This window comes from Faecalibacterium duncaniae (assembly GCF_010509575.1).
Lineage (GTDB): Bacteria > Bacillota > Clostridia > Oscillospirales > Ruminococcaceae > Faecalibacterium > Faecalibacterium duncaniae.
This window is the reverse complement of sequence record NZ_CP048437.1, coordinates 2,545,661-2,569,072: the sequence shown is the minus strand read 5'-3', so window position 1 is coordinate 2,569,072 and position 23,412 is coordinate 2,545,661. Positions and strand designations below refer to the sequence as shown.

General features: G+C 55.5%; 21 protein-coding genes and 3 tRNA genes. 15 read left to right on the top strand and 9 right to left on the bottom strand.

The annotated features are described in order from the left end of the window. Positions 1-2 precede the first annotated feature (2 nt). Genes GXM22_RS12330 through GXM22_RS12320 form a run of 3 tightly spaced genes read left to right on the top strand, consistent with a single transcriptional unit; the run spans position 3 to position 5,018 of the window. Positions 3-1,469, top strand: coding sequence for an ABC transporter ATP-binding protein (locus GXM22_RS12330; protein WP_335341481.1), 1,467 nt, complete (start codon positions 3-5; stop codon positions 1,467-1,469). Between the two features lie 15 nt (positions 1,470-1,484). Continuing rightward, on the top strand, positions 1,485-3,269 hold the full coding sequence (locus GXM22_RS12325; protein ID WP_005935057.1) for an ABC transporter ATP-binding protein: 1,785 nt from the start codon (positions 1,485-1,487) through the stop codon (positions 3,267-3,269). Continuing rightward, a complete protein-coding gene (locus GXM22_RS12320) occupies positions 3,270-5,018 on the top strand; it encodes an ABC transporter ATP-binding protein (protein ID WP_005935055.1) in 1,749 nt (582 codons plus the stop codon). A 112-nt stretch (positions 5,019-5,130) separates the two neighbouring features. Here GXM22_RS12320 and GXM22_RS12315 read toward each other — a convergent pair whose 3' ends face one another. Then, on the bottom strand, positions 5,131-5,460 hold the full coding sequence (locus GXM22_RS12315; RefSeq protein ID WP_020990050.1) for a helix-turn-helix domain-containing protein: 330 nt from the start codon (positions 5,458-5,460) through the stop codon (positions 5,131-5,133). Positions 5,461-5,833: 373 nt separating this feature from the next. Here GXM22_RS12315 and GXM22_RS12310 point away from each other — a divergent pair, with 373 nt between their 5' ends. From GXM22_RS12310 to GXM22_RS12295, 4 genes are all read left to right on the top strand, one after another. Further along, positions 5,834-6,382, top strand: a complete 549-nt coding sequence (locus GXM22_RS12310; protein ID WP_035394772.1) for a sigma-70 family RNA polymerase sigma factor — start codon at positions 5,834-5,836, stop codon at positions 6,380-6,382. Beyond that, positions 6,375-6,617 (top strand): helix-turn-helix domain-containing protein, encoded by a 243-nt coding sequence (locus tag GXM22_RS12305; protein WP_020990051.1) that lies wholly within the window; start codon positions 6,375-6,377, stop codon positions 6,615-6,617. Before GXM22_RS12310 ends, GXM22_RS12305 begins: the two co-directional genes overlap by 8 nt. 295 nt (positions 6,618-6,912) lie before the next feature. Further along, a complete protein-coding gene (locus tag GXM22_RS12300) occupies positions 6,913-7,182 on the top strand; it encodes a hypothetical protein (protein WP_005935048.1) in 270 nt (89 codons plus the stop codon). A gap of 98 nt (positions 7,183-7,280) precedes the next feature. Continuing rightward, positions 7,281-8,990: a recombinase family protein gene (locus GXM22_RS12295; protein WP_099357285.1), complete on the top strand. Its 1,710-nt coding sequence runs from the start codon at positions 7,281-7,283 to the stop codon at positions 8,988-8,990. A 56-nt stretch (positions 8,991-9,046) separates the two neighbouring features. Here the strand turns inward: GXM22_RS12295 and GXM22_RS12290 are convergent. The 5 genes from GXM22_RS12290 to GXM22_RS12270 form a co-directional block, all read right to left on the bottom strand. Further along, positions 9,047-9,133, bottom strand: a tRNA-Leu gene (locus GXM22_RS12290). 201 nt (positions 9,134-9,334) lie between these two features. Beyond that, positions 9,335-9,408 (bottom strand) — tRNA-His (locus tag GXM22_RS12285). A 9-nt stretch (positions 9,409-9,417) separates the two neighbouring features. Then, positions 9,418-9,491: transfer RNA gene (locus tag GXM22_RS12280), tRNA-Arg, on the bottom strand. Between the two features lie 143 nt (positions 9,492-9,634). After that, the gene (locus tag GXM22_RS12275; RefSeq protein ID WP_005935044.1) at positions 9,635-10,171 is read right to left on the bottom strand and encodes a phosphatase PAP2 family protein; all 537 of its coding nucleotides are present in this window, start codon (positions 10,169-10,171) and stop codon (positions 9,635-9,637) included. A gap of 12 nt (positions 10,172-10,183) precedes the next feature. After that, entirely contained in the window at positions 10,184-10,747 is a 564-nt protein-coding gene (locus tag GXM22_RS12270; protein WP_005935043.1) for a DUF1643 domain-containing protein, read from the bottom strand. Between the two features lie 190 nt (positions 10,748-10,937). Here GXM22_RS12270 and GXM22_RS12265 point away from each other — a divergent pair, with 190 nt between their 5' ends. Genes GXM22_RS12265 through GXM22_RS12255 form a run of 3 tightly spaced genes read left to right on the top strand, consistent with a single transcriptional unit; the run spans position 10,938 to position 15,069 of the window. Further along, positions 10,938-12,863: a BMP family ABC transporter substrate-binding protein gene (locus GXM22_RS12265; protein ID WP_242651692.1), complete on the top strand. Its 1,926-nt coding sequence runs from the start codon at positions 10,938-10,940 to the stop codon at positions 12,861-12,863. A gap of 29 nt (positions 12,864-12,892) precedes the next feature. Then, positions 12,893-13,555 (top strand): metallophosphoesterase family protein, encoded by a 663-nt coding sequence (locus GXM22_RS12260; protein ID WP_005935041.1) that lies wholly within the window; start codon positions 12,893-12,895, stop codon positions 13,553-13,555. Between the two features lie 17 nt (positions 13,556-13,572). Then, positions 13,573-15,069, top strand: coding sequence for a carboxypeptidase M32 (locus GXM22_RS12255; protein WP_005935040.1), 1,497 nt, complete (start codon positions 13,573-13,575; stop codon positions 15,067-15,069). Between the two features lie 195 nt (positions 15,070-15,264). Here the strand turns inward: GXM22_RS12255 and hisS are convergent, their stop codons facing one another. Then, complete coding sequence (gene hisS / locus GXM22_RS12250; protein WP_035394769.1) at positions 15,265-16,506, bottom strand: histidine--tRNA ligase; 1,242 nt, start codon at positions 16,504-16,506, stop codon at positions 15,265-15,267. A gap of 248 nt (positions 16,507-16,754) precedes the next feature. On the opposite strand from hisS, the gene GXM22_RS12245 reads away from it, so the two are divergent. The 5 genes from GXM22_RS12245 (at position 16,755) to GXM22_RS12225 (ending at position 22,373) form a co-directional block, all read left to right on the top strand. Beyond that, positions 16,755-17,975, top strand: a complete 1,221-nt coding sequence (locus GXM22_RS12245; RefSeq protein ID WP_099357286.1) for an MFS transporter — start codon at positions 16,755-16,757, stop codon at positions 17,973-17,975. A gap of 276 nt (positions 17,976-18,251) precedes the next feature. Then, positions 18,252-18,953 (top strand): iron-sulfur cluster assembly scaffold protein, encoded by a 702-nt coding sequence (locus tag GXM22_RS12240; protein ID WP_035394767.1) that lies wholly within the window; start codon positions 18,252-18,254, stop codon positions 18,951-18,953. Between the two features lie 17 nt (positions 18,954-18,970). Next, positions 18,971-19,969 (top strand): GGGtGRT protein, encoded by a 999-nt coding sequence (locus GXM22_RS12235; protein ID WP_005935035.1) that lies wholly within the window; start codon positions 18,971-18,973, stop codon positions 19,967-19,969. A 125-nt stretch (positions 19,970-20,094) separates the two neighbouring features. Next, entirely contained in the window at positions 20,095-22,014 is a 1,920-nt protein-coding gene (locus GXM22_RS12230) for a flavocytochrome c (RefSeq protein ID WP_005935034.1), read from the top strand. Then, positions 22,011-22,373, top strand: a complete 363-nt coding sequence (locus GXM22_RS12225; RefSeq protein WP_005935033.1) for a NusG domain II-containing protein — start codon at positions 22,011-22,013, stop codon at positions 22,371-22,373. Before GXM22_RS12230 ends, GXM22_RS12225 begins: the two co-directional genes overlap by 4 nt. Before the next feature lie 65 nt (positions 22,374-22,438). On the opposite strand, the gene GXM22_RS12220 is transcribed toward GXM22_RS12225, so the two are convergent. Further along, positions 22,439-22,843, bottom strand: a complete 405-nt coding sequence (locus GXM22_RS12220; protein ID WP_005935032.1) for a DUF1284 domain-containing protein — start codon at positions 22,841-22,843, stop codon at positions 22,439-22,441. Further along, a complete protein-coding gene (locus tag GXM22_RS12215; RefSeq protein ID WP_035394764.1) occupies positions 22,840-23,391 on the bottom strand; it encodes a biotin transporter BioY in 552 nt (183 codons plus the stop codon). The genes GXM22_RS12220 and GXM22_RS12215 overlap by 4 nt, the downstream gene beginning before the upstream one ends. Positions 23,392-23,412: the final 21 nt, after the last annotated feature.

Below are 23,412 nucleotides of genomic sequence, written 5' to 3'. Positions count from 1 at the left end.
CGATGATCTCATTCCAGAATTTCAGCTTTCGTTATGAAGAAAGCAAAAATTTTACCCTCCGCGGCATTGACATGACTGTACGGACCGGCGAGTTTATTCTTCTGACCGGGCGAAGTGGCTGCGGCAAGACAACGTTGATTCGTTCCCTCAATGGACTTATTCCACATTTTTACCCCGGTGAAATTAAAGGCGATCTGCTTATGGATGGACATTCGCTTTTGGAAATGAAGCCCTCCGAACTGGCCGGACAGGTAGGAACTGTCTTTCAAGACCCACGCTCACAGTTTTTTATGACCGATACCACACGAGAATTGGCGTTCGGCTGTGAAAATCTCGGACTGGCCCGTGAGGAAACCATTGACCGGATTGCACGAGCAGCCAAAGAATTGGAGTTGGTCGAATACCTGAATCGAAGTATTTTTGCGTTATCCAGCGGAGAAAAACAGCAGATTGTGATTGGCTCTGTTTATGCGCTTGCCCCAAAGGTCTACATCTTTGATGAACCATCGGCCAATCTGGACTATGCCGCCACCAAACGGCTTGCTGAAATCATGGAAAAGCTCAAGAGTGCCGGCTATACCATTTTTGTAGTAGAACACCGCTTTTACTATCTGCGAGATTTGATTGACAGAGCTTTTCTGATACAGAATGGAAAAATTGAGCATGAGTTTACAAGGGAACAGTTTTGCTCTTTGCCCGAAGAAACACGAATTTCTTATGGTCTGCGAACCGCATACCCGGAACGTGATGCAGAGCATTATCAGGAAAAGCCGCATTCTCAAAATACAACGCACTTACTAGAAGTCCACGATTTAGGCTTTGCCTACAAGAAAGGTCCAGAAGTATTCCAAAATGTCAGCTTTGAAGCTCATTCGGGGGACGTGATAGGCATTTTAGGCCATAATGGTGCCGGAAAAACAACGCTCCTGTCTATTCTGACTGGCCTGTTGAAACAGCGGCATGGAGAAGTTCGTCTTGATGGAAAAAAGCTCACACCCCGGCAGCGGCGGTCACTTTCCTATCTTGTTATGCAGGATACAGACTATCAACTCTTTGCCAGCAGCGTGGAAGAAGAACTTTCCCTTGGAATGCAGGAAGATTGCAAAGAAAAAATAGATGCAGTATTGAACGCATTGGAACTGTCGGACTATCGGGAAAGACACCCAGCATCGCTTTCAGGCGGTCAAAAACAACGGGTTACCATTGGAGTGGCAATCGTAAAGGACAGCCCCGTAATCTACTTCGACGAGCCCACCAGCGGCTTGGATTATGATTCTATGGTGCGTGTCAGCAAGCTGATTGAACAACTTTCCGATTCCGGGGTAATCGTGTTCGTGGTTTCTCATGATTTTGAATTTATTGTCCGTACCTGCACAGAGGTTGTGCAACTGGATGATGATGGAACAATTCAAAATCAGCAGTTATCGCCAACGGTTTTGAAATCTCTTTCTGAAAAATATTTCACATGATAGGAGGTTGGACTTATGTTCCAAAAAGTATTTGAATATGCCGGACCTCATAAAAAAGGCCTCTATGTTGCAACAGCCATCGTGCTGGTCAGTGTTCTGCTGGGTGTTTTTCCCTTTGTGCTGGCATATCAGGTAATTGCACCGCTGGTCATGGGGGAGGCAATCACTGCTTCCTTTATCATCCAGCATGTCATACTGGTCTTGGTATGTCTAGTGCTGCAAGCTCTTTTCTATGGCTGGGGCCTGAATCTCTCTCATAAAGCAGCTTATGACACGCTGCTCCGTCTGCGGACGGCTCTGCAAAAACGGTTTGAAAAACTGCCGCTGGGTGTTATTCAGGACAAAGGCACTGGCACCGTGAAAAAGCTGTTCGTGGACGATGTAGACAGTCTGGAAGTTCTGCTGGCACACTCTATGCCGGAGGGCATCGCCAACCTGATGGTTCCCATTGCAGTTTATGTGGCAATGTTCTTTGTAGACTGGAAGCTGGCATTGTTATCTTTGGCATCCATTCCGCTTAGCTTAGTTGCCATGATGACGATGTATTCCGTTGGTATGAAGAAAATGGGACCTTACTATATGGCCGGGCAAAAGATGAACAATACCATTATTGAGTACATCAACGGTATGGAAGTCGTCAAGGTTTTCAATAAAGACGCAGATTCTTACGAACGGTTCCGCAAAGATATATCAGATTATCGGAACTATACACTGGCATGGTATAGGGCGGCATGGCCGTGGATGGCGATTTACAGCAGCCTGCTTCCTTGTACCATCATCCTAACCCTGCCTGTGGGTGCATGGTTTGTCCTCTGCGGCTGGTCGGCTCTGCCCAATTTGATTTTGGTGCTGTGTCTTTCTTTGAGTATCGGTATGCCGCTGCTGAAATCTCTTGGCTTTCTGCCAACCATGCCCCAGCTCAACTATAAAATCTCCGCATTGGAGCAGGTGTTGGATGCGCCGGAACTTCAGCAGACGAATGATCTATTCCATGGAATAGATGACACCATTACTTACGACCATGTTTCTTTCGCTTACCAGACAACACAGCCCGGCCCGGATGGAAAGCCCGCGGTGGTTGAGGATGAAGTTCTCCATGATATTTCCTTTACGGCAAAGGCTGGACAAAAAACTGCTCTTGTCGGTGAATCTGGCTCCGGCAAGAGTACCTTGGCAAAACTGCTGATTCACTATTATGACCCGCAAAAGGGCAGCATTTCCATCGGCGGACAGAAACTTTGCGATATGAGCCTTGAAGCATTGAACAGTCGTATCTCCTATGTGGCGCAGGATCAGTATTTGTTTAATACTTCTCTGCTGGAAAACATCCGGCTCGGTCGGTTGACTGCAACGGATGAAGAAGTAATAGAGGCCGCAAAGAAAGCTCAGTGCATGGAGTTCATTGAAAAACTTCCGCAGGGCATTCACTCCATGGCAGGCGATGCCGGAAAAATGCTCTCCGGCGGTCAGCGTCAGCGTATTTCTCTGGCGCGAGCAATCTTAAAGGATGCCCCCATTGTAGTTCTTGATGAAGCAACAGCCTATGCTGACCCCGAAAATGAAGAAAAGATGGAAGCAGCCATTGCAGAACTTGTAAAAGGCAAGACCCTCGTGGTGATTGCTCACAAACTGCCCGCCATTATGAATGCCGATCAAATTTGTGTCATCGACCACGGAAAATTGGTAGCAGCGGGTAAGCATCAGGATTTGATTCGCTCCTGCCCTGAATATCAGAAATTGTGGAAAGCCGCACAGGACAGTGCCGAATGGAAAGTACACACTGCAAAGGAGGGAGCCTAAATGTTTGCGATGTTTTCAAGAATTTTGAAACTCTCCGGCCGTTATAAAGGCCGTATTCAAGGTGCATTCGTTTGTGCGTTTTTGGAATCCATTTTGTCAAAAATGCCAATCGTTCTTGCCTTTGTAGTTTTAAGCCGCTTTGCAGCTGACACACTAACCAGCCAGACTTGCCTTTATATCGGCCTTGGACTTGCCGCAGCAGTGTTGGTGCAAATGCTTGTTCATTACCTCAGCGACAGCCTGCAAAGTGCCGCAGGATATTTGATGTTTGCGGATAAACGCATGGAACTGGGCAGCCATCTGCGGAAACTTCCGATGGGCTATTTTACTTCCGGCAACATTGGCAAAATCAGCTCTGTTCTTAGCACGGATATGGTATTCATTGAAGAAGTCGCTATGAGTACGCTGGGCAACATGATGGGCTATCTGCTGTCCTCCTTGATTCTGCTGGTATTCATGTTTTATTTGAACGTACAGCTTGGTTTGATTGCTGCTGCCGTCACGGTTCTGGCATGGCTGGTGTCAAAAGGAATGAACAAGGTTTCCCTGCGGGAAGCCGCAGAGCGGCAGGAGCAGAGCGAACGGCTGACCGATGCGGTGCTATCCTTTGTGGAGGGCATTGGCGTCATCAAGAGCTACAACCTGCTGGGCGAAAAATCAGAAGAATTGACTGACAATTTCCAGCGTTCCAGAAACACCTCCCTTGCTTTTGAGCAGAAAATGACACCATGGACAATGAGTCTGAATATCCTTTACGGCATTGGTATTGCGGCGATTTTCGGCTTGTCGATTGTATTGGAACAGCGCGGCGCACTTCCGCTGGCCTATGTGCTTGGTGTTCTGCTGTTTGTGTTTGACCTCTTTGGACCGCTGAAAGCTCTTTATGGGGAAGCATCTCGCCTTACCGTTATGAATGCAGCTCTTGACCGCATTGAAGCAGTCCTGAATGAGCCTGAACTTCCCGACACGGGCAAGCAGCATCTTCCTGCACAGGCACAGCCGGGACAGCCAGAAGTTCAGTTTAACGATGTTGTATTTGCTTATCAGGACAAAGAAGTTCTGCATCATATCAGCTTTGCCATGAAGAAAGATTCTATGACTGCTTTAGTCGGACCTTCTGGCGGCGGAAAGTCTACTATTGCCAATTTACTGGCTCGGCTTTGGGATGTAAAATCTGGCAGCATAATAATAAGAGGTATGGACATTCGGAACGTGCCTTTGGCAGAGCTGATGGAGCAGATCAGCATGGTATTCCAGCGAGTGTACTTATTCCAAGATACCATTTACAACAATATCAGCATAGGCAAACCGGACGCCACAGAGGAAGAAGTCTATGCAGCTGCTAAGAAGGCCCGCTGCTATGATTTCATCATGGCGTTGCCTGATGGATTCCAGACCGTAGTTGGTGAAGGCGGTGCTACACTCTCCGGCGGTGAAAAGCAGCGCATCTCGATTGCACGCTGCATCTTGAAAGATGCCCCTATCATCATTTTGGATGAAGCTACCGCAAGCGTAGATACTGATAACGAAAGCTATATTCAGGAGGCCATCTCGGAACTGGTAAAGGGCAAGACACTTCTCGTAATCGCCCACCGTCTGAATACCATCCAGAATGCCGATCAGATTTTGGTCATTGACAACGGCCAGATTGCACAGCAGGGCACGCACGAAGAACTTTTGAAGCAGCCCGGCATTTATCAGGAGTTTGTCAACATCCGAAAGAATGCGGCTGGATGGAGCCTTGCTTAACAAAATTCAGCGTATGCGATGCGGAGGTTCCATTGTGCGTATATCATAATCCGTCCGCATAGAAACAAATAGGTAAAAAATAACGCGGCCGAGATTGATATATCCGACCGCGTTATTCGTCTTTTTGAAATGCTTCCGCCTGTTTGCAAAGCGCAATATATTTTTCAATTTCTGCCTCGCTTTTCCCGGCAAAGAAGTCTACAACTGTTTTTGAAACCGTCTGATTTACCATGTCTGGAAAAATGGCAGCATCCACGCTGATATTTAACTCTTTGGCGACAAGAGCCACCGTTTCAAATTTGGGGTTACTCTGGCAGGTTTCCAAATCTATGATTGTACGGGCGTTCATATTGAGCCGTTCAGCCAATTTTCTCTGTGTCAAATGCTGCCGCTTACGTTCTGACCGCACTTTCCATGCAAACAAGTCAAGAGGATTGTTCACTATACATCACCTCTACCTCATTGTAGGGTGTGCTATCGCTCATATAAATAACCATACAACTCACATTGTGTGAGTTATAGCTCATAATTTGAAGCAAAGAGCTATATGGATAAGAGTATCAAAATAAAGGAGCGCAAAATAAAATGGGGCTTACCGCCCACTCGAAAAGCCCTAACACCAATTAAAAAAATATTCAAATAACGTAGAGGCGAGCCATACTCATAGAAGTGAGTTGTGGCTCGCTTTTTATATACTTCAATTCACATCCGATAAAGCCCCGCATTTTGACAACCTACGATTGGGTATCGGATGCCGTTCTCCGCCTCGTTTTGCTCCGGCCTATAAACCCGAACAGAACGAAAGGAACAATTCTATGAACGGCAGGAAAAATTTTCATATCAATCTTAAAAATCAGCCAAATGAACCCGTTGGTGAACGAGTAGTGAGCGAAAGGGGAAGAAAAGAGCTGCCTCCCAGCACGAGGGGAGGTGAAAACTTGAAACCAAACCGCTACTACGAACACAAGCAGCACGCCTTTGACAGCTACTGCAAAAAGGTGTTGAAATGCGAGGCATGTAACGGCTATCGGCAGATCAGCCGTCATCAAAAACGTTTTGCATCTTTGGAAGAACTGTCCGGGACAGATGTGGCCCAGCTTGCAGTTTACGATCGTTACTCATGGGAGTATACGGCTTTTCCCGTGGGAAATGCTGTTGTGCTAATCGAGAACGACCGATTGGCCACGGCACTTCTACGGCTGTCACCAAAAGACCGGGAAATTTTTATGATGCACTGGTTTCTATGGATGACAGACGAACAGATAGCAAAGTGCATGGGCATGGCCAGAAGAACGGTCAATACTCGCAGGTATAAAGCCTATCGGCTGCTGAAAAAGCTGATGGGAGGTGAAGCGGATGACTAAATCTGCGCACACACGGGCATCGCTGCTTCCTTACCCGATAATCGCTGCCGCTGTTGCAGGAGACGCCGAAGCAGTGAGCCGGGTAGTCCGGCATTATTCTAGCTACATTGCTGCACTGTCAACTCGGACGAGCTATGGCTCTGACGGCTATCCTCGTCTGCAAGTTGATGAAGAACTGCGCAATCGTCTGGAAGCAAAACTGATAATTGCTATCCTTGATTTTGACTTGACCTGATTCAACGTAGGCATCGTGTGCTGTTCCCCTTTCCATACGATGCCTTTTCTAGTTCTTTGACAAAGAAAGCCCGCAGGATAATGGCGGTGCATCATAGGGCAAACGGACACGTTGCTGTCTGTATCGAGCCGGACGGCGGGTGCGCCAAGATACTTTTCTTTGAAAAGTGGAGCGATCATCACCACGCCGCAATGCAAGCGCGGCTGCTTGCGGGCCATGACATACCGACAGGCTGATACTCCCTTACCGTCAAAGTCCGAGCGTTCAGAGCGTCGCAGGCAATGAGTAGGGCTGCATGAGAAATGCAGGGGTGAGATTCCCGTGGGCTGCTGCCAGCAGCCGTCCGTTGGCTCATTTTTTGATTTTTAAGAAAGGGGATTTTACGATGCAAGCGAAAAAGATAAACCCTGAAAAAACAAAAAATCCAGAGGTGCTTACTCTGGATTCAACTTATCGTATTGGCAATCGCTCCTTTATCGTTGAGCCGGTGTTCAAAGAAGAAAGCTCCCAGACCTTAGGAGAAGTTCTTCTCCGGCTGATGAAATCCGAAAGCGAAAAATTATAATGACCTTTCGGGAGGCAGCGGACAGAGAAAGCGGATTGTGTTATAATATAGGTGTACAAGTGAATTTGCTATTCGACTGTCCCAAGAAAGGAGCGAGTATGAAACAGTCGAGTAACAAGAAATCCCGTGAAGCAACCGCTTTTCTCTATGAGCGTCTTTCCCGTGATGATAATTTGGAGGGCGAGAGTTACAGCATCGGCAACCAAAAGAAACTGCTCACCAAAGTTGCAAAGGAAAAAGGCTATACCAATCTGGTTCACTTTCTGGATGATGGCATTTCCGGCGTGACCATGAACCGTCCCGGTTTCGTTGAAATGATGCAGCAGCTCGAACAAGGGAAAGCCTCCGCTGTGTTCGTCAAAGACCTTTCCCGTCTGGGCCGAAACTATATTGAGGTCGGACGGCTGACAGAAGAATTTTTCCCAGACCATGACATCCGACTTGTTGCCGTTTCGGACAACATCGACACGGCCGAGGGAGAAAACGAACTGGCACCCATCCGAAACCTGTTCAATGAGTGGTATGCCCGTGACATCAGCAAGAAACGCCGTATCAGTAATAAAATCAAAGGCAACTCCGGCGAACCGATGGGACTTCCTCCCTATGGATATATCAAGGACCCGAACAATCCCAAGCATTGGATCATTGATGAAGAAGCTGCACAAGTTGTCCGGCGCATTTTTGATATGACGTTGGAGGGCTTTGGCACGGAACAGATTGCCACCCAGTTTGAAAAGGAAGGCATCCTGACGCCGCAGGCCTACTGGATTCAGAAAGGCATCGGCCGTCCCGGAAAGGCCAAGACGCGCCCCGCCACCAAGTGGAATGGCTCCACGATTACCCATCTTCTGTACCAGCAGGAGTATTGTGGTGATGTTCTGAACTTCAAAACCTACTCCAAGTCCTACAAGAATAAGAAGCGGATTCATAACGACCCGGAAAATTGGGTAGTGTTCCAAAATGTTCACGAGCCAATTATTGAGCGAGCCGTGTTTGAACAGGTACAGCAGAAACGCGGAAAAATGCGCAAACGCCGTACCAGCAACGGAGAACACAATATGTTCTCTGGCTTGCTTGTCTGCGCAGACTGCGGCTGCAATCTGCATTTCCACTTCAATCAGGGCAACCCGGAAATCAAGTATTTCAACTGCTCCAACTACAAGGGCAACCGTGGCACCTGCCAATCCACCCACTACATCAGGGTAGACTTTCTGGAAGAAGTGGTGCTGGGCGAGATTCGGCGGCTGACCAAGTTTGCCAGCCTCTATGAGGACGACTTTTTGAAGGCTATTATCGGGCACTCCCAGCAGGCGGACGAAGCCGACCGCAAGCTGAAAGAGAAAGAGTTGAAAGCACTCCTTGCCCGTGATGAAGAACTGGACGGCCTTTTTGAGCGCATCTATGAGGACAATGTTTCCGGCAAAATCTCTGACGAACGCTTTTCCAGAATGTCCCGGAGATATGAGGACGAGCAAAAGGAGCTGACCGAGAAAATCAAACAGCTCCGCTCCGAAATCGAAAAGCAGAGCAGCCGCACCATGACAACGGATATGTTCATCAGTCTGGTTCGCAAGTACACCAGAGCAAAAAAGCTGACACCCCGGATGCTGAATGAACTGGTGGAAAAAATCGAAGTGTTCAATGCAGAAAAGGTCAATGGTGTATGGGAGCAGCGGCTCCGCATTCACTACAACTGCGTGGGCACCATCGAGATTCCAAGCGCACTTCCTTTACCGACACCCGATGTATCGGTGAATACAAGAAAAGGCGTAGTTGTGAACTACGCCCCCTGTGATGTCGCTATTTAGCAAATAAAAAATGACGAATGTTCTTTGACAGCTAAATGCTGTAAGAACATTCGTCATGGTGCGGATAAGAGGACTTGAACCTCCACCGAGTTGCCCCGATTAGAACCTGAATCTAACGCGTCTGCCAATTCCGCCATATCCGCATATTCTGTTTTGTTCGTGGGCCGTTCGGCTCGGAACGTTAGTTATTATACCATGGAATCCGGAATTGTCAAGCGCAATTTCAAAAAAAGTTGTACTTTTCGGCAGAAAGCGGAAAAACAACGGAAATACGTGTTAAAATGGGCCGGAAAAGCAAAAAATCAGACCGGAAACCTTTCGGCTTCCGGTCTGATCTCTAGCAGGGTGCCTTGTGGGACTCGAACCCACGGTCTCCAGATCCACAATCTGGCGCGTTAACCGACTACGCTAAAGGCACCACATAATATGCGCCCGAAGGGACTCGAACCCCCGGCCCACTGCTTAGAAGGCAGTTGCTCTATCCACCTGAGCTACGGGCGCACGTTGTTATCCCATGGGGTACTTATCTGGCGGCAGTGTGCGTTCGGCACACGCTGCGAGAAGTATAATACCATACGCATAGGCTTCTGTCAAGCGGAATTTCAAATTTTTTTGGATTTTCCGGCGCAGGGGGCATTTTGGGGTCACAGCAGCCACATTCCGGCGGCCCCAAGGGCAAAGCCGAGCAGAGCACCGGCGGCCACATCCCGGACATAGTGCGCCCCGGCAAGCACCCGCAGGGCGCAGATGAGCAGGGCCACCACCACCATGCAGGCCCCGGCGGCGGGGTAGAAGTAGCACCACACAGCGGCCAGCACGGCGGCGCTCAGGGCGTGGCGAGAGGGGAAGGACTTGCCGTGGGTCTCCTTGGGCACCAGCGGCGTGAAGCCGGGCTGCTCATACGGGCGGGGAAAGTTCAGCCTGGCCCGCAGGAGCGTGCCGCCCAGAAAGACGAAGGCCGGCACAAAGACTGCCCGGGCAATGAGCTGCATAAAATCCAGAGCGGCGGCGCGGTTTGCGGAGAGCAGCCGGAACCACCGCACATTCAGCAGCACCAGCAGCAAAGGGTAGCAGGCAAAGGGCACGGCAGGCAGCCAGCGGTTCAGGGCGATCACCAGCTTTTTCAGGGCGGGGCGGGCCTCCAGCCAGCGCAGCAGGGCCTGGTAGCGTTCCGGGGTCATGGTATCCCTCCCTCAAAAACAGGTGTCCAGATAGTTTTCAACATCAAACGGCTCGGGTGTGGAATCTTTGCGCAGGTAGAGCGGGTGATGGGGGTGGCCCTTTTTGCTCCGCTTGCCAAAGGTGACCCACGGGATGTCCCGCTCTCTTGTCAGGGCCACCATCTCCCGCATCAGGCCGGGCAGGTAGTCCCGCTTTTCGATCAGGGTGCCCCATGCGGCCCACATGGTGGGCTCGGTCTCGGCCAGAACGGCCCGCAGCCAGCGCAGGTTCTCGTCGCAGAGGGCGCGGTCCGGCACCCGGTCCATGTCGTTGGGGTCGGTGGCGCGCTGGGGATATACGTTGAACATGATCCAGCTGTCAAAGCCGTTGGCGTTGGCCAGCCGCTCCACACTCTTTAAGGTGGGGTCCAGCGCGCCGGGCTGGGCGGTGCTGGGGTTGATGCCGATGCACACCAGCGGGTGCCTGCCTACCCGGCCCAGCACATAGCGGTAGGGCAGGTAGGTGTGGGGCTCGTAGTACCAGATGCCGCCGGGGTATTCCCCCGCTTCCAGGCGGGGCAGCTGTTCAGTCTGCATGAAAATGTACCTCACAAATATGGTTTCCTATTTATCGTACCTGAAAAAATTCTGTAAATCAACACCTTTGCCGGAGAAAGTCTCCCATAAATCCGAATTTCATGTTATACTGTCCTTAGACCTGTGCCGCAAACACGGCGGCGCGGGCCGGGAAAGGAAAACAGGAGCCATTGAAGAAGGGAGTTCTGCTATGGCCATGATAGAAGATTATAGAAGCGCCCTGCGCGCGGGCCAGCGTGCCTACCGTGCCTGTGTGGCGCGCGGCCAGTCGCCGTACCTTGCGGTGCTGGATGATATCCTGAACGGGGTGAACATCGTTGCCCAGGAGCCGCTGGGGCTGGTGGATATCCCCGCCGAGAGCATTGTGGGCACCAAGACCAGCGGACGGCACACAGCCTTTGCGGCCAACTTTATGCCCCTGCTGGAAGAGGACACCGAGTTTGCCGTCAAGTGGTCGAATCTCTGCGAGGCCCATCTGGAAGAGGGCATCCACACCCCCATCATTGCCTACGAATACCTGAACAAGTTCTATGTGCAGGAGGGCAACAAACGGGTGTCTGTCCTCAAATACTACGAGGCGGTCACCATTCCGGGCACGGTCACCCGGCTTGTTCCGGCCCGGAACGACACGCTGGAAAACAAGATCTATTACGAGTTTCTTGATTTTTATAAGCTGAGCAAGATCAACAATGTCCGGTTCTCCCGGCTGGGCGGCTATGCAAAGCTGCAGACACTGGTCTGCAAGGCCGCCAGCGAGGTATGGTCGGATGACGACCGGCTGAACTTCTCGGCCCTGTATACCATGTTCAGCCAGCAGTTCTATGCGCTGGGCGGCTCCGCCCTGGGGCTGACCCCGGGCGACGCGCTGCTGGTGTACCTCTCGGTCTACCGGTATTCGGATGCCTGCCAGTCCACCCCCAGCCAGGTGCGGGAAAACCTGGCCAAGCTGTGGGATGAGATCAAGATCCTGACGGAGCCCCACGCCGTGGAGCTTTCGCTGGAGCCAAAGCCCGGCAGTGAACCGCTGCTGAACAAGCTGAACATCTTCAGCAAGCCCAGCCAGCTCAAGGTGGTGTTCCTGCACGAGTACAATGCTAAAAATAGCGCCTGGGTGCGGGGCCACGAAAAGGGGATCGAGGCCCTGAAAAAGGCATTCCCGGACCGGCTCGTCATCACCAACCGGGAAAACGTCTCCCCCGAGGTGGACGCGGAGCAGATCATGGAAGAGGTGGCCCACGACAACGCGGATGTGGTGTTCACCACCAGCATCCGGATGCGGCCCGCCTGCCTCAAGGTGGCGGCCCAGCACCCCAAGACCCGGTTCCTGAACTGCTGCCTGAACGCGCCCCATCCGCTGGTACGCACCTATTACCCCCGCACCTATGAGGCCAACTACCTGCTGGGAATGCTGGCGGGTATCCTGAATCTGACCGACCGGGTGGGCTATGTGGCGGCCAACCCCGTTTACGGTGTGCCTGCGGCCGTCAATGCCTTTGCCCGGGGCCTGCGCACCGTGCGGCCCAACAGCCATATCCTGCTGCGCTGGGCCTGCCTGCAGGAGCCGGGGAAACCGCTGGATTTCTCCGACTGCCCGGATATCGAGCTGTTCTACGCCTGCAGCCCCTTTGAGCCCACCGGCAGCGCCAGGGAATACGGCCTGTGCCGCCGGATGCCGGATGGCAGCATCCAGCCGGTGGCGCTGCCGGTCTGGAAGTGGGAAGTGTTTTATATCGGCATCATCCGCTCCATCTTCGAGGGCACCTGGGACAGCGGTTCCAGCGGCAAGGCCATCAACTACTGGTGGGGCTTCCGCAGTGACGCGGAGCGGCTGGATTACTACGAGACCCTGCCCAAGGGCACGCAGCAGCTGCTCGATCTGCTGGAAAAGAACCTTGCGGCCAACGAGTTCCCCATCTTCCCGGCGGGCATCTTTGCGCAGGGGCATATCCCCAAGGCACCCACTGCAGACACCTACACCCCCAAGGAACTGATGGAGATGGACTGGCTGGGCGAGTGTGTGGAGGGCAGCCTGCCCCGGTACGATCAGCTGGATGTCAGAACGCTGGGCCTGCTGGAGATCAACGGCCTGAGCAGCCTGAAAGAGACGACACTGTAAAAAGCTCGACAGAACGGAGTGTTGCGGACGTGAAGATACTTGCAATTTCCGATACCCCCTCCAAGGCGCTGTGGGACTATTGCTCCCGGGAACGCCTGGCTGGGGTCGATCTGATCCTCTCCTGCGGGGATCTGCCAAAAAAATACCTCGAATATATAACAAATTTTACGGCGGCCCCCATTTTGTATGTCCACGGCAACCACGATGGCTCCTACCGCACGGAGGGCGAGCCGGGCGGCTGCATCTGTGTGGACGATCAGGTGTATGTCTGGAAAGGGCTGCGCATCATGGGGCTGGGCGGCAGCATCCGCTACAACTGCGAGGAGACCTTCCAGTACACGGAGAAGGAAATGCGCCGCCGGATGCGGCGGCTCTGGTTCAAGGCCCACCGGGCGGGCGGCATCGACCTGCTGCTGACCCATTCCCCGGCGGCCGGCCTGAACGATGGCAACGACCGGGCCCATAAGGGCTTTGCCTGCTTCAACGACCTGCTGGAGGAGTACCAGCCTAAGTGGTTCGTGCACGGACATGTCCACCTGAGCTATAATGCCAATCTGCCCCGGGTGTGCACCCACGGCCAGACCACGGTCATCAATGCAACGGAGCGCTATACGTTTGAGATCCCGGACCCGGACCCGGTGGCCCGGAAGCGCTTTTTCTGGAATGACCCGGCATTTCCCACCAAAAACTGAAAAAGGAGAAACTCCCAATGGAACAAAATGAGAAGCTGCGGGCGCTGGAGACCCTGCAGAAGAAGCTGTACGCCTACAACTGCGCCTCCAACAGCCTGTATCTGGACGCTGTGACCGTGGCCCCCAAGAACACGGCCGAGGGCCGGGGTGTGGCTCTGAGCATTCTGGCCGGTGAACTGCAGAAGCTGATGACCGCCCCCGAGACCCTTGCACTGGTGGAGGAGCTCTATGCCCGGCGGGAGACGCTGGACACCCTCCACCGCCGCGAGGTGGAAGAGCTGCACCGCAGCTGCCGGCAGCTCACCCGCATCCCCGCCGAGGAGTATATGGCATACAGCGAGCTGACCAACCGCGCCAGTGATGTCTGGCACAAGGCCAAGGAAGAAAACGACTTTGCCTCCTTCTGCCCCATCCTGCAGGAGCTGGTGGAGTATAACCGGAAGTTCGCGGGCTATTATGATGCGGAAAAAGCGCCCTACGATGCCCTGCTGAACGAGTATGAGCGGGGCGTGGACACCCAACAGCTGGACGTGTTCTTTGACACCCTGCGCAAGGGTCTGGTGCCCCTCATCCGGGCCATCGGCGAGAAGCCCCAGATCGATGACAGCTTCCTGCATCTGGAATATCCGGTCGAGCAGCAGAAGGCGTTTGCGGACTATCTCATGGAGGTCATGGGTCTGGACCGGGGCCACTGCGGCCTGGGTGAGACCGAACACCCCTTTACGCTGGAGTTCAACAACAAGGATGTCCGCATCACCACCAACTACGACTTGCACAATGTGGCCTCCTCGATGTACTCCGTTCTCCACGAGGGCGGCCATGCTCTGTATGAGCTGGGCATCCGGGATGACCTGCAGTACACCTGCCTGACCGGCGGGGTGTCCATGGGCGTGCACGAGAGCCAGTCCCGCTTCTACGAGAACCTCATCGGACGTTCCCGCGCCTTTATCGGGGCCATCTATCCCAAGGTGCAGGAATTCTTCCCCGCACAGCTGGGAAATGTGACTGCGGAGCAGTTCTACCGCGCTGTGAACAAGGTGGAGCCCAGCCTCATCCGCACCGAGTCCGATGAGCTGACCTACTGCCTGCACGTCATGGTGCGGTACGAGATCGAGAAGCAGCTCATTGCGGGCACCCTGACGGCAAAGGAGGTCCCTGCCGCGTGGGCAGAGCTGTACAAGGAGTATCTGGGCGTGGAGGTTCCCAATGACCGCGAGGGCTGCCTGCAGGACAGACACTGGTCGGGCGGTTCCTTCGGCTACTTCCCGTCTTACGCTCTGGGCAACGCCTACGGTGCCCAGATGCTCCACAATATGGAGCAGGAATTCGATGTATACGGCGGCGTGGCCCACGGGGATCTCTCCGCCGTCACCGGCTGGCTGCGGGAAAAGGTGCACCAGTACGGCCACCTGCTGGAGCCTGCTGAGGTCGTCAGAAACGCCTGCGGCACCTTTGATGCACACTACTATCTGGATTATCTGACCAAAAAGTATGCGGAACTGTACAACCTGTAATTAACCCGCACAAAACAAAGCCCTCCCGGCCAAATCGGCTGAGAGGGCTTTGTTTATATATGCTGTTGCAAAGGGCAGCGGGAAGCTTTCCCGCGCAAGTGAAACGGGCCATTCCATCGCCCGCCCTATTGCCTGCGGCAACAGGGTCCCACCCCAGCGGACACTTGCTTTGGGAAACTTCCCGCCGCCCGTCTGTTACTGCTGTGCGAAGATCTTTACCTCATCCTTGTCCATAAAGGCGGCACCGGCGAAACCGGAAGCCTCCAGCTGGCCCAGCTGCTTGCCCAGCTTCTTGGCCTGAGGCAGAACGGTGACGTTGTAGGTGTCGCGCAGCTGTGCGGCTTTGGCCAGCACGGCGGGGAAGTCCACATCGCTGTTGTAGAGCAGGGCAATCTTCTGCTTGGCACCGGGGATCTGATAACCCTGCTCCAGCAGGATGCCGCAGACGCGCTCGAAGCCGATGGAGAAGCCCACGGCGGGCACCTTTGTGCCCAGGAACTTGCCGATCATGTTGTCGTAGCGGCCGCCGCCAGCCACTGCACCGCTGAACTGCGGGCAGGTGATCTCAAACACCATGCCGGTGTAGTAGCCCTGGCCGCGCACCAGGCTGGGGCAGTAGGCCACATCGAAGCGGCCGTTGGCCATGGCCTTTGCGGTGGCCAGCACATACTTCAGGTCATCGGCAATGGCGGGGTCGGCACAGCGGGAAGCTACGGACTCCAGTGTCACATCACCGGCGGCAATGAAATCGGCCAGCGCGTTGATGGCAGCTTCGGGCAGCTGCTTCTCGGTCAGCTCGGCCTTCACGCCCTCGGCACCGATCTTGTCCATCTTGTCGAAGGTGATGCAGACAGAGTCCAGTGTGTCGGCGGCAAAGCCCATGCTCTCCAGCATTCCGTGCAGGATGCGGCGGTCATTGATGTTCACGGTGAAGCCGGTAAAGCCGATGCCCAGCAGGGCACGGGCGGTCACATCGATCAGCTCCACCTCTGCGTTGGGGCTCTCGTCGCCCAGAATGTCGATGTCGCACTGGACAAACTCGCGCAGGCGGCCCTTCTGGGGGCGCTCGGCGCGGAACACGCGGTCGGTCTGGATGACCTTGAAGGGGTGGGGGAGCTTGTCCTTGTTGGCAGCGTAGAAACGGCTCAGGGGCAGGGTCAGATCATAGCGCAGGCCCATGTCGGAGAGCTGCTTGGGGTCGCCGGATCCCAGCGCGCTGGTCAGCTTGTCTCCACGCTTCATCACCTTGAAGATGAGGTTCAGGTTGTCGCCGCCGTCGGATTTGTCCAGGTTCTCCATATCCTCCAGCATGGGGGTGGAGATGCGCTCAAAGCCGGAAGCACGGTAGGTCTCCAGGATCTTGCCCTGGATGTAGTCGCGCAGGGTCTGCTCAGCGGGCAGCAGGTCGCGCATACCCTTCAATGCCTGTGATTTCATAGTTGGTTCCTCTTTCTGAAAGTTAAACCCCTCCGTCACGCCTGACGGCGTGCCACCTCCCCTGATAGGGGAGGCCTTGGCAGTCCTCACAAAGTTTCCGGTTTCGCCAGAGGCTCCCCTACTAGGGGAGCTGGCGAGCGAAGCGAGACTGAGAGGTTAATATTGATATAACGTATCTATAATTATAAAGAATCATGCCGTTTTGTCAATGAAAAAGGGCACACTGACAGAACGAGGTGATAAAACAGATGAAGCAGTTTACAGCGCGCCACCCCTGGGCGATCCTGGCGGCGGGGGCGGCCATTCAGATCCTGACGGGCCTGCCTGCGGCGTGGGGCGTGTTCCAGCAGCCGGTGATGGACGAGTTCAGCCTGACCGAGGACGGCGCGGGCTATGCGTTCGGCATCCTGATCGCAGCGTTCGGGGTGGGATGCGTCATCGGTGGTTTTTTGCAGGATAAAAAAGGCCCGCGCTGCGCGGCGCTGTGGGGCACCGGCCTGCTCTGCGGCGGGTTCTTTGCGGCGGCCCTCCTGCCTGGGGAAAAGGGGGCATGGTTTTGGGCAGTGTTCAGCATTCCGGCGGGGCTGGGCACGGCGTTTCTCTACCCGTCCATCCAGTCCTGCGCCCAGAAATGGTACGCCGGGCGCAAGGGTCTTGCCACGGGGGTCATTGGCGGCGCGGTTGGCCTGAGCGGTGCGTTCCTGACCGGATTTGTCCGCACGGCGCTGAAGGGATTTGGCCCGGTGCAGGGGATCCGGGGGGCGTTCTGGGCGCTGGGGGCACTCACGCTGCCGGTCTGCCTGGTGGGCAGTGCCCTGCTCACCGACCCGCCTCCGGCAAAGCAGAAGCCCGAGGAGCAGGGCAGGGGAAAAGGCACCCCGTCCCTCGACCTTGCCCCGCTGCAGATGCTCAGAACAAAACAATACTGGCTCTGTGCCGGGGCGGTCTGCTTTTCCACCCCGGCGGTGCTGCTGTTCAGCCCCATCATCTTAAAGCTGGGCATGGAGCGGGGCCTGGACGAGGGCGCTGCCCTGTGGAGCGTGGTGCTGGGCAGCGTGGGCAGCGCGGCGGGCCGCTTGCTGATGCCCCTGCTCAGCGACCGGATCGGCCGCCGCCCCACTGACCTGATCCTGTTCGGCGTGTCGCTGGGGCTTTCGGCGGTCTTCCTGTTCGCGCAGGGGTGGCTCGTTGTGGCTGTGTACGCAGGGCTTACCTTCTGTTATTCGGCGCTGGCGGCGGTGCTGCCTTCCCTCTCCACCGACCTGTTCGGCCTGCCCCATGCCGGGGTGAACTACGGCTTTCTGGCGCTGGGACAGAGCGTGGGCAGCCTTGCCTTCCCCTTTGCGGCGAACCTGTGGGGTCTTGCCACCGGGCGGCACTGGCTGGCTATGGCAGGCGCGGCGGCGGGCTTTGTGTGCATCTGGGCGCTCCGGCCTGTCAGGGCCCAACAGCTGCCCAGAAAAAACTGAACCGGACAGCGCAAGATATTCCTTTTGACAAATATGATAGAAATGTGACGAACTGGGCGGCGAAAGCGGTGAAAGTGCTAGTTAGTAACAAATAACCGTTAAAAATGCTTGTGAAAAAATCCGCAAAACGTCTTGCAAATTCCGCCAAGGTTCTCTATAATAAAATTATGCGTGGTAGTACCGGCGTGGCGCGGAAGAGAGCGGCGCAGCCGGTCAATGCAAACGGCAGGACACCCCCTGCCAATGGCATCAATTTGTCAAAAGGAGAGTATGATTATGACCTATTCGCAGCAAGTACAGAATATGTGCCCGATCACCAAAGGTCCTAAGCATGGTCCGGCTCCCATCCCCGAAGAGGGCGCATGGGTCAAGGCCTATGAGATCAAGGACATCAGCGGCTACACCCATGGTGTGGGCTGGTGTGCACCCCAGCAGGGCACCTGCAAGCTGTCTCTGAACATCAAGAACGGTGTCATCGAGGAGGCTCTGGTGGAGACCATCGGCTGCTCCGGTATGACCCATTCCGCTGCTATGGCTGGCGAGATCCTGCCCGGTAAGACCATTCTGGAAGCTCTGAACACCGACCTGGTGTGCGATGCCATCAACGTGGCAATGCGCGAGCTGTTCCTGCAGATCGTCTACGGCCGTAGCCAGACCGCTTTCTCTGAGGACGGTCTGCCCATCGGCGCAGGTCTGGATGACCTGGGCAAGGGCCTGCGCTCCATGACCGGCACCATCTTCTCCACCAAGGCCAAGGGTGTCCGTTACCTGGAGCTGACCGAGGGCTACATCAACAAGCTGGCTCTGGATGCCAACGATGAGGTCATCGGCTATCAGTTCGTCAAGCTGGGCAAGATGATGGAGGATATCCGTCACGGCAAGACCCCCAACGAGGCTTACGAGAAGAACGTGGGTACTTACGGCCGCTTCAGCAAGGAGCAGGGCGCTGTCAAGTACATTGACCCGCGTGAGGAATAAGAGAGGAGGAACAACTCATGGCAACTTTTGAATCTATGGATCGCCGTATGCCGAAAATCGAGGCATGCCTGAAGGCCAACGGCCTGGAGTCTCTGGACGCTTGCAACGAGATGCTCCTCGCTAAGGGCATCGACTGCGACAAGATCGTGCGCGGCGTGCAGCCCATCTGCTTTGATAACGCTGTCTGGGCATACACCCTGGGCACCGCCATCGCCGTCAAGCGCGGCCTGACCGACGCTGCCGAGTGCGCTGCTGCCATCGGCGAAGGTCTGGAAGCATTCACCATCCCCGGCTCTGTTGCTGAGCAGCGTCAGGTCGGTCTGGGCCACGGCAACCTGGGCGCTCGTCTGCTGAGCGAGGACACCACCTGCTTCGCTTTCCTGGCAGGCCACGAGTCCTTTGCTGCTGCTGAGGGTGCTATCGGTATCGCACGCACCGCAAACAAGGTCCGCAAGACCCCCCTGCGTGTTATCCTGAACGGCCTGGGCAAGGATGCAGCTTACATCATTTCCCGTATCAACGGCTTCACCTATGTGCAGACCGAGTACGATATCCCCACCCAGACCCTGACCGTCGTCAAGGAGATCCCCTTCTCTGAGGGTGAGCGCGCTGCTGTCAAGTGCTACGGCGCAAACGACGTTATGGAAGGCGTTGCCATTATGAAGAAGGAGGACGTTCAGTGCTCCATCACCGGCAACTCCACCAACCCCGTCCGCTTCCAGCACCTGGTTGCAGGTACCTATAAGAAGTGGGCCATCGAGAACGGCAAGAAGTACTTCTCCGTTGCTTCCGGCGGCGGCACGGGCCGTACCCTGCACCCCGATAACGTGGCTGCAGGCCCCGCAAGCTATGGCCTGACCGACTCTCTGGGCCGCGTCCATGGTGATGCTCAGTTCGCAGGTTCCTCCTCCGTGCCCGCACACGTTGAGATGATGGGCCTGATCGGCATGGGCAACAACCCCATGGTCGGCGCTACCGTTGCCTGCGCTGTTGCTGCTGCACAGGCCAACGCCTGATCTTTTCCTAGTTCGGCAAAGGGGGCTGCCTTCCGAATGGGCAGCCCCCTTTTTATGCTGAGATATGTTCGCGCAGGCTAACTGCCTGCAACGTTGCTTCAACTAAGAAGGAAAAAGAAGAAACCATGAAAAACACGAAGATGAAACAGAGCATTGCAGCGCTGGCTATGGCCGCTGTCGTTGCAGTGAGCCTGCTGGGCTACGGCTGCGGCAGCAAGTCCGCCTCCACCACCGGCGCGGGTGCTACCGGCGATTTTACCGGCACTGCCAAGGGCTTTGGCGGCGATGTTACCGTTACCCTGACCCTGACCGACGGCAAGATTACCGGCTGCACCGCTGAGGGTGCCGATGAAACCGAGGGCGTGGGCTCCAAGGCAATCGAGCAGCTGCCCGGCGAGATCGCCGAGAGCGGCAGCATCGAAGTAGATGGCGTGTCCGGTGCTACCATCACCTCCAATGCCATCAAGGAGGCAGCCGCTGCTGCCATTACCGCTGCTGGTCTGAAGCCTGAGGATTTCCAGACCGCTGTGGAGAACAACGCTGAGCCTGCTGAGGACTCTACCGTTGATACCGACATCGTCATTGTGGGTGCAGGCGGCGCAGGTATGACCGCTGCCCTGACTGCCACCAGCGAGGGCAAGAGCGTTGTCATCGTGGAGAGCCAGCCCGTGGTGGGCGGCAACTCCGTGCGCGCTACCGGCGGCATGAACGCCAGCAAGACCGTGTATCAGGATGAGAACGAGTTCGCTGAGGGCGCAGGTGTCGAAAAGACCCTGAAGGCCGCTGCTGAAAAGTATGCTGACAACGAGACCATCACCGCTCTGGCTGCTACCGTGGCCGAGCAGTGGGCTGCCTACCAGGCCAACCCCACCGGCTACTTTGACAGCGTTGAGCTGATGGAGCTGGATACCATGATCGGCGGCAAGGGTGTCAATGACCCTGCTCTGGTGGAGACCCTGTGCTCCAACAGCGCTGATGCCATCGACTGGCTGGGTGAGCAGGGCATCACCCTGAACAGCGTCTCCTCTGCAGGCGGCGCATCTGTCAAGCGGATCCACCGCCCTGTGAATGAGGAGGGCAAGGTCGTCTCTGTGGGCGCTTACATGGTGCCCCTGCTGGAGGAGGACTGCCAGAAGGCTGGTGTCCAGATGATGCTGAACACCACCGCCACCGAGATCCTGACCGATGACAACGGCGCTGCTGTTGGCATCAAGGCCACCGGCGCTTCCGGTGAGACCATCACCATCAACGCCAAGGCCGTGATCCTGACCTCCGGCGGTTTCGGCGCAAACATGGATATGGTCGTTGAGTACAAGCCCGAGCTGAAGGGCTTTATGACCACCAACGCCCCTGGCATCCTGGGCCAGGGCATCAAGATGGCACAGGCCATCGGTGCTGACACCGTGGATATGGACCAGATCCAGATCCACCCCACTGTCCAGTACGACAGCGCTTCTCTGATCACCGAGGGCCTGCGCGGCGACGGTGCTGTGCTGATCAATTCCGAGGGCAAGCGCTTCATTGACGAAGTCAGTACCCGTGACGTTGTCTCCGCCGCTGAGATCGCTCAGCCCGGCAGCTACAGCTGGCTGATCATTGATCAGAAGATGGTCGATGATTCCAGCGTCATCCAGGGCTACATCAAGAAGGGCTATACCTTCGAGGGCAAGACCTACGAGGAGCTGGCTGAGCAGATCGGCGTGGACGGTGCCGCTCTGGCCGAGACCATGAACACCTGGAACGGCTATGTTGAGGCCAAGAACGACCCCGACTTTGGCCGCACCAGCTTTGCAGACAAGCTGGATACCGCTCCCTACTATGCCATCAAGGTCACCGCAGGCGTGCACCACACCATGGGCGGCCTGAAGATCAACACCAACACCGAAGTCCTGAACGAGAACGGCGAGATCATCCCCGGCCTGTTCGCAGCAGGTGAGGTGACTGGTGGTGTCCACGGTGCAAACCGTCTGGGCGGCACTGCTGTCTCTGACTTCGTTGTCTTTGGCCGCATTGCCGGCGCAGCTGCAAGCAAGTACGCTGCATGAAACGCCTGAAAAGCTGGCAGAAAAATCTGATCTTTGCGGCCGTGGTGCTGGCCGCGGCAGCACTCCTGTTCGTGCTGTACCGCGCCAACGCCCCCAAAGCGGAGCCGCTGGTGGCCGTGGTCGATTTCGGCGACGGCATCACCGAAACGATCCCGCTGGACGAGGACCACGATTATCTGTATGATGTGGGCGATTACATCGTGCATCTGCAGGTAAAGGATGGGGCCATCGCCTTCCTCGACAGTCAGTGCCCGGACCATGTGTGCGAGCAATTCGGCTGGCTGAGCGAGCAGGATGCCTGGGCCGCCTGTGTCCCCGCCGGGGTCTATGTAACGGTGCAGGCCGCAGAAACAGAATAAAACAAAGAGGCCGCCGTGCAGGATCATCTCCTGCACGGCGGCCTCTTTGCATAGGGGGGAAAATGTTATTTCACGTATTTGCCCTCGCAGATATTCTTGCAGCAGGCGCTGATGGGGAACCAGCAGCAATCCCGGCAGATATCGGCCAGCATCTCGGGGGTGGCTTTGGCATCGATCTCCCGGATGAGGGCCTGGTAGTCGTATTCCTTTTCCTCCAGCCCGAAATACTCCACGGTCTTGCGGTCGTACCGCTTGACCTTTTCCTGTGTGTCGCACAGGTCGGTGCCCAGCTTGTTGGGGCAGCAGGAACAGAGGGTGTCGGTGGAGAAGGTGAGCTGGATCTTCGTCCCGGGCACCTCCCGCAGCTGGTGAACGACATCGTTCATGTGCTCCACAAAGGCTTCGCTGTAGCCATGGCCGGAGTAGCCCTGGGTGCAGAGCAGGTGATGCGGGCGCAGTACGATGCTCATGCCTTTTTTACCCCCGGGATCCGCTTCCGGATGTTCAGGCCCAGCACGCAGGCCAGCACAGCCTTGATGATGGCGGTGGGGATGAAGGGAAGAACGCAGGCGGAAACAGCCACAGACACGGTGCTGTGGGCGACGATCACGAACAGGATGACACCCACGATATAGTTGACCACAGTGCCCACGACAACCGCCACGGGGAAAGCACCCTTGAAAGCATCCCTGTGCTCCACGCCCAGGCCGATGATGTAGGCCATGATGGGGAAGGAGATCAGGAAGCCGCCGGTGGGGCCGACAAACTTGTCGATGCCGCCGGAGAAGTTGGCCAGCACCGGCACGCCCACAGCGCCCAGCAGCAGGTAAACGAGCGTGGCAATGGCAGACAGCTTGGAGCCCAGCACCACAGCCGCCAGCGTGATGGCGAAGGTCTGCATGGTCATGGGCACACCCAGCGGCATGGGGATGGAGATCTGTGCCATCACGGCGATGACGGCGGCAAACAGGCCCGCGTAGCAGATATCGCGCACCGAGAACTTACTGGTCTGATTCATGGTAAAAAAATCCTCCTCTGG

Excerpts from the sequence above, each read along its gene's own strand:
- GXM22_RS12330 (WP_335341481.1), top strand. The coding sequence starts at position 3 with ATGATCTCATTCCAGAATTTCAGCTTTCGTTATGAAGAAAGCAAAAAT.
- GXM22_RS12325 (WP_005935057.1), top strand. The coding sequence starts at position 1,485 with ATGTTCCAAAAAGTATTTGAATATGCCGGACCTCATAAAAAAGGCCTC.
- GXM22_RS12320 (WP_005935055.1), top strand. The coding sequence starts at position 3,270 with ATGTTTGCGATGTTTTCAAGAATTTTGAAACTCTCCGGCCGTTATAAA.
- GXM22_RS12310 (WP_035394772.1), top strand. The coding sequence starts at position 5,834 with ATGAACGGCAGGAAAAATTTTCATATCAATCTTAAAAATCAGCCAAAT.
- GXM22_RS12305 (WP_020990051.1), top strand. The coding sequence starts at position 6,375 with ATGACTAAATCTGCGCACACACGGGCATCGCTGCTTCCTTACCCGATA.
- GXM22_RS12300 (WP_005935048.1), top strand. The coding sequence starts at position 6,913 with ATGAGAAATGCAGGGGTGAGATTCCCGTGGGCTGCTGCCAGCAGCCGT.
- GXM22_RS12295 (WP_099357285.1), top strand. The coding sequence starts at position 7,281 with ATGAAACAGTCGAGTAACAAGAAATCCCGTGAAGCAACCGCTTTTCTC.
- GXM22_RS12275 (WP_005935044.1), bottom strand. The coding sequence starts at position 10,171 with ATGACCCCGGAACGCTACCAGGCCCTGCTGCGCTGGCTGGAGGCCCGC.
- GXM22_RS12270 (WP_005935043.1), bottom strand. The coding sequence starts at position 10,747 with ATGCAGACTGAACAGCTGCCCCGCCTGGAAGCGGGGGAATACCCCGGC.
- GXM22_RS12265 (WP_242651692.1), top strand. The coding sequence starts at position 10,938 with ATGGCCATGATAGAAGATTATAGAAGCGCCCTGCGCGCGGGCCAGCGT.
- GXM22_RS12255 (WP_005935040.1), top strand. The coding sequence starts at position 13,573 with ATGGAACAAAATGAGAAGCTGCGGGCGCTGGAGACCCTGCAGAAGAAG.
- hisS (WP_035394769.1), bottom strand. The coding sequence starts at position 16,506 with ATGAAATCACAGGCATTGAAGGGTATGCGCGACCTGCTGCCCGCTGAG.
- GXM22_RS12245 (WP_099357286.1), top strand. The coding sequence starts at position 16,755 with ATGAAGCAGTTTACAGCGCGCCACCCCTGGGCGATCCTGGCGGCGGGG.
- GXM22_RS12240 (WP_035394767.1), top strand. The coding sequence starts at position 18,252 with ATGACCTATTCGCAGCAAGTACAGAATATGTGCCCGATCACCAAAGGT.
- GXM22_RS12235 (WP_005935035.1), top strand. The coding sequence starts at position 18,971 with ATGGCAACTTTTGAATCTATGGATCGCCGTATGCCGAAAATCGAGGCA.
- GXM22_RS12230 (WP_005935034.1), top strand. The coding sequence starts at position 20,095 with ATGAAAAACACGAAGATGAAACAGAGCATTGCAGCGCTGGCTATGGCC.
- GXM22_RS12225 (WP_005935033.1), top strand. The coding sequence starts at position 22,011 with ATGAAACGCCTGAAAAGCTGGCAGAAAAATCTGATCTTTGCGGCCGTG.
- GXM22_RS12220 (WP_005935032.1), bottom strand. The coding sequence starts at position 22,843 with ATGAGCATCGTACTGCGCCCGCATCACCTGCTCTGCACCCAGGGCTAC.
- GXM22_RS12215 (WP_035394764.1), bottom strand. The coding sequence starts at position 23,391 with ATGAATCAGACCAGTAAGTTCTCGGTGCGCGATATCTGCTACGCGGGC.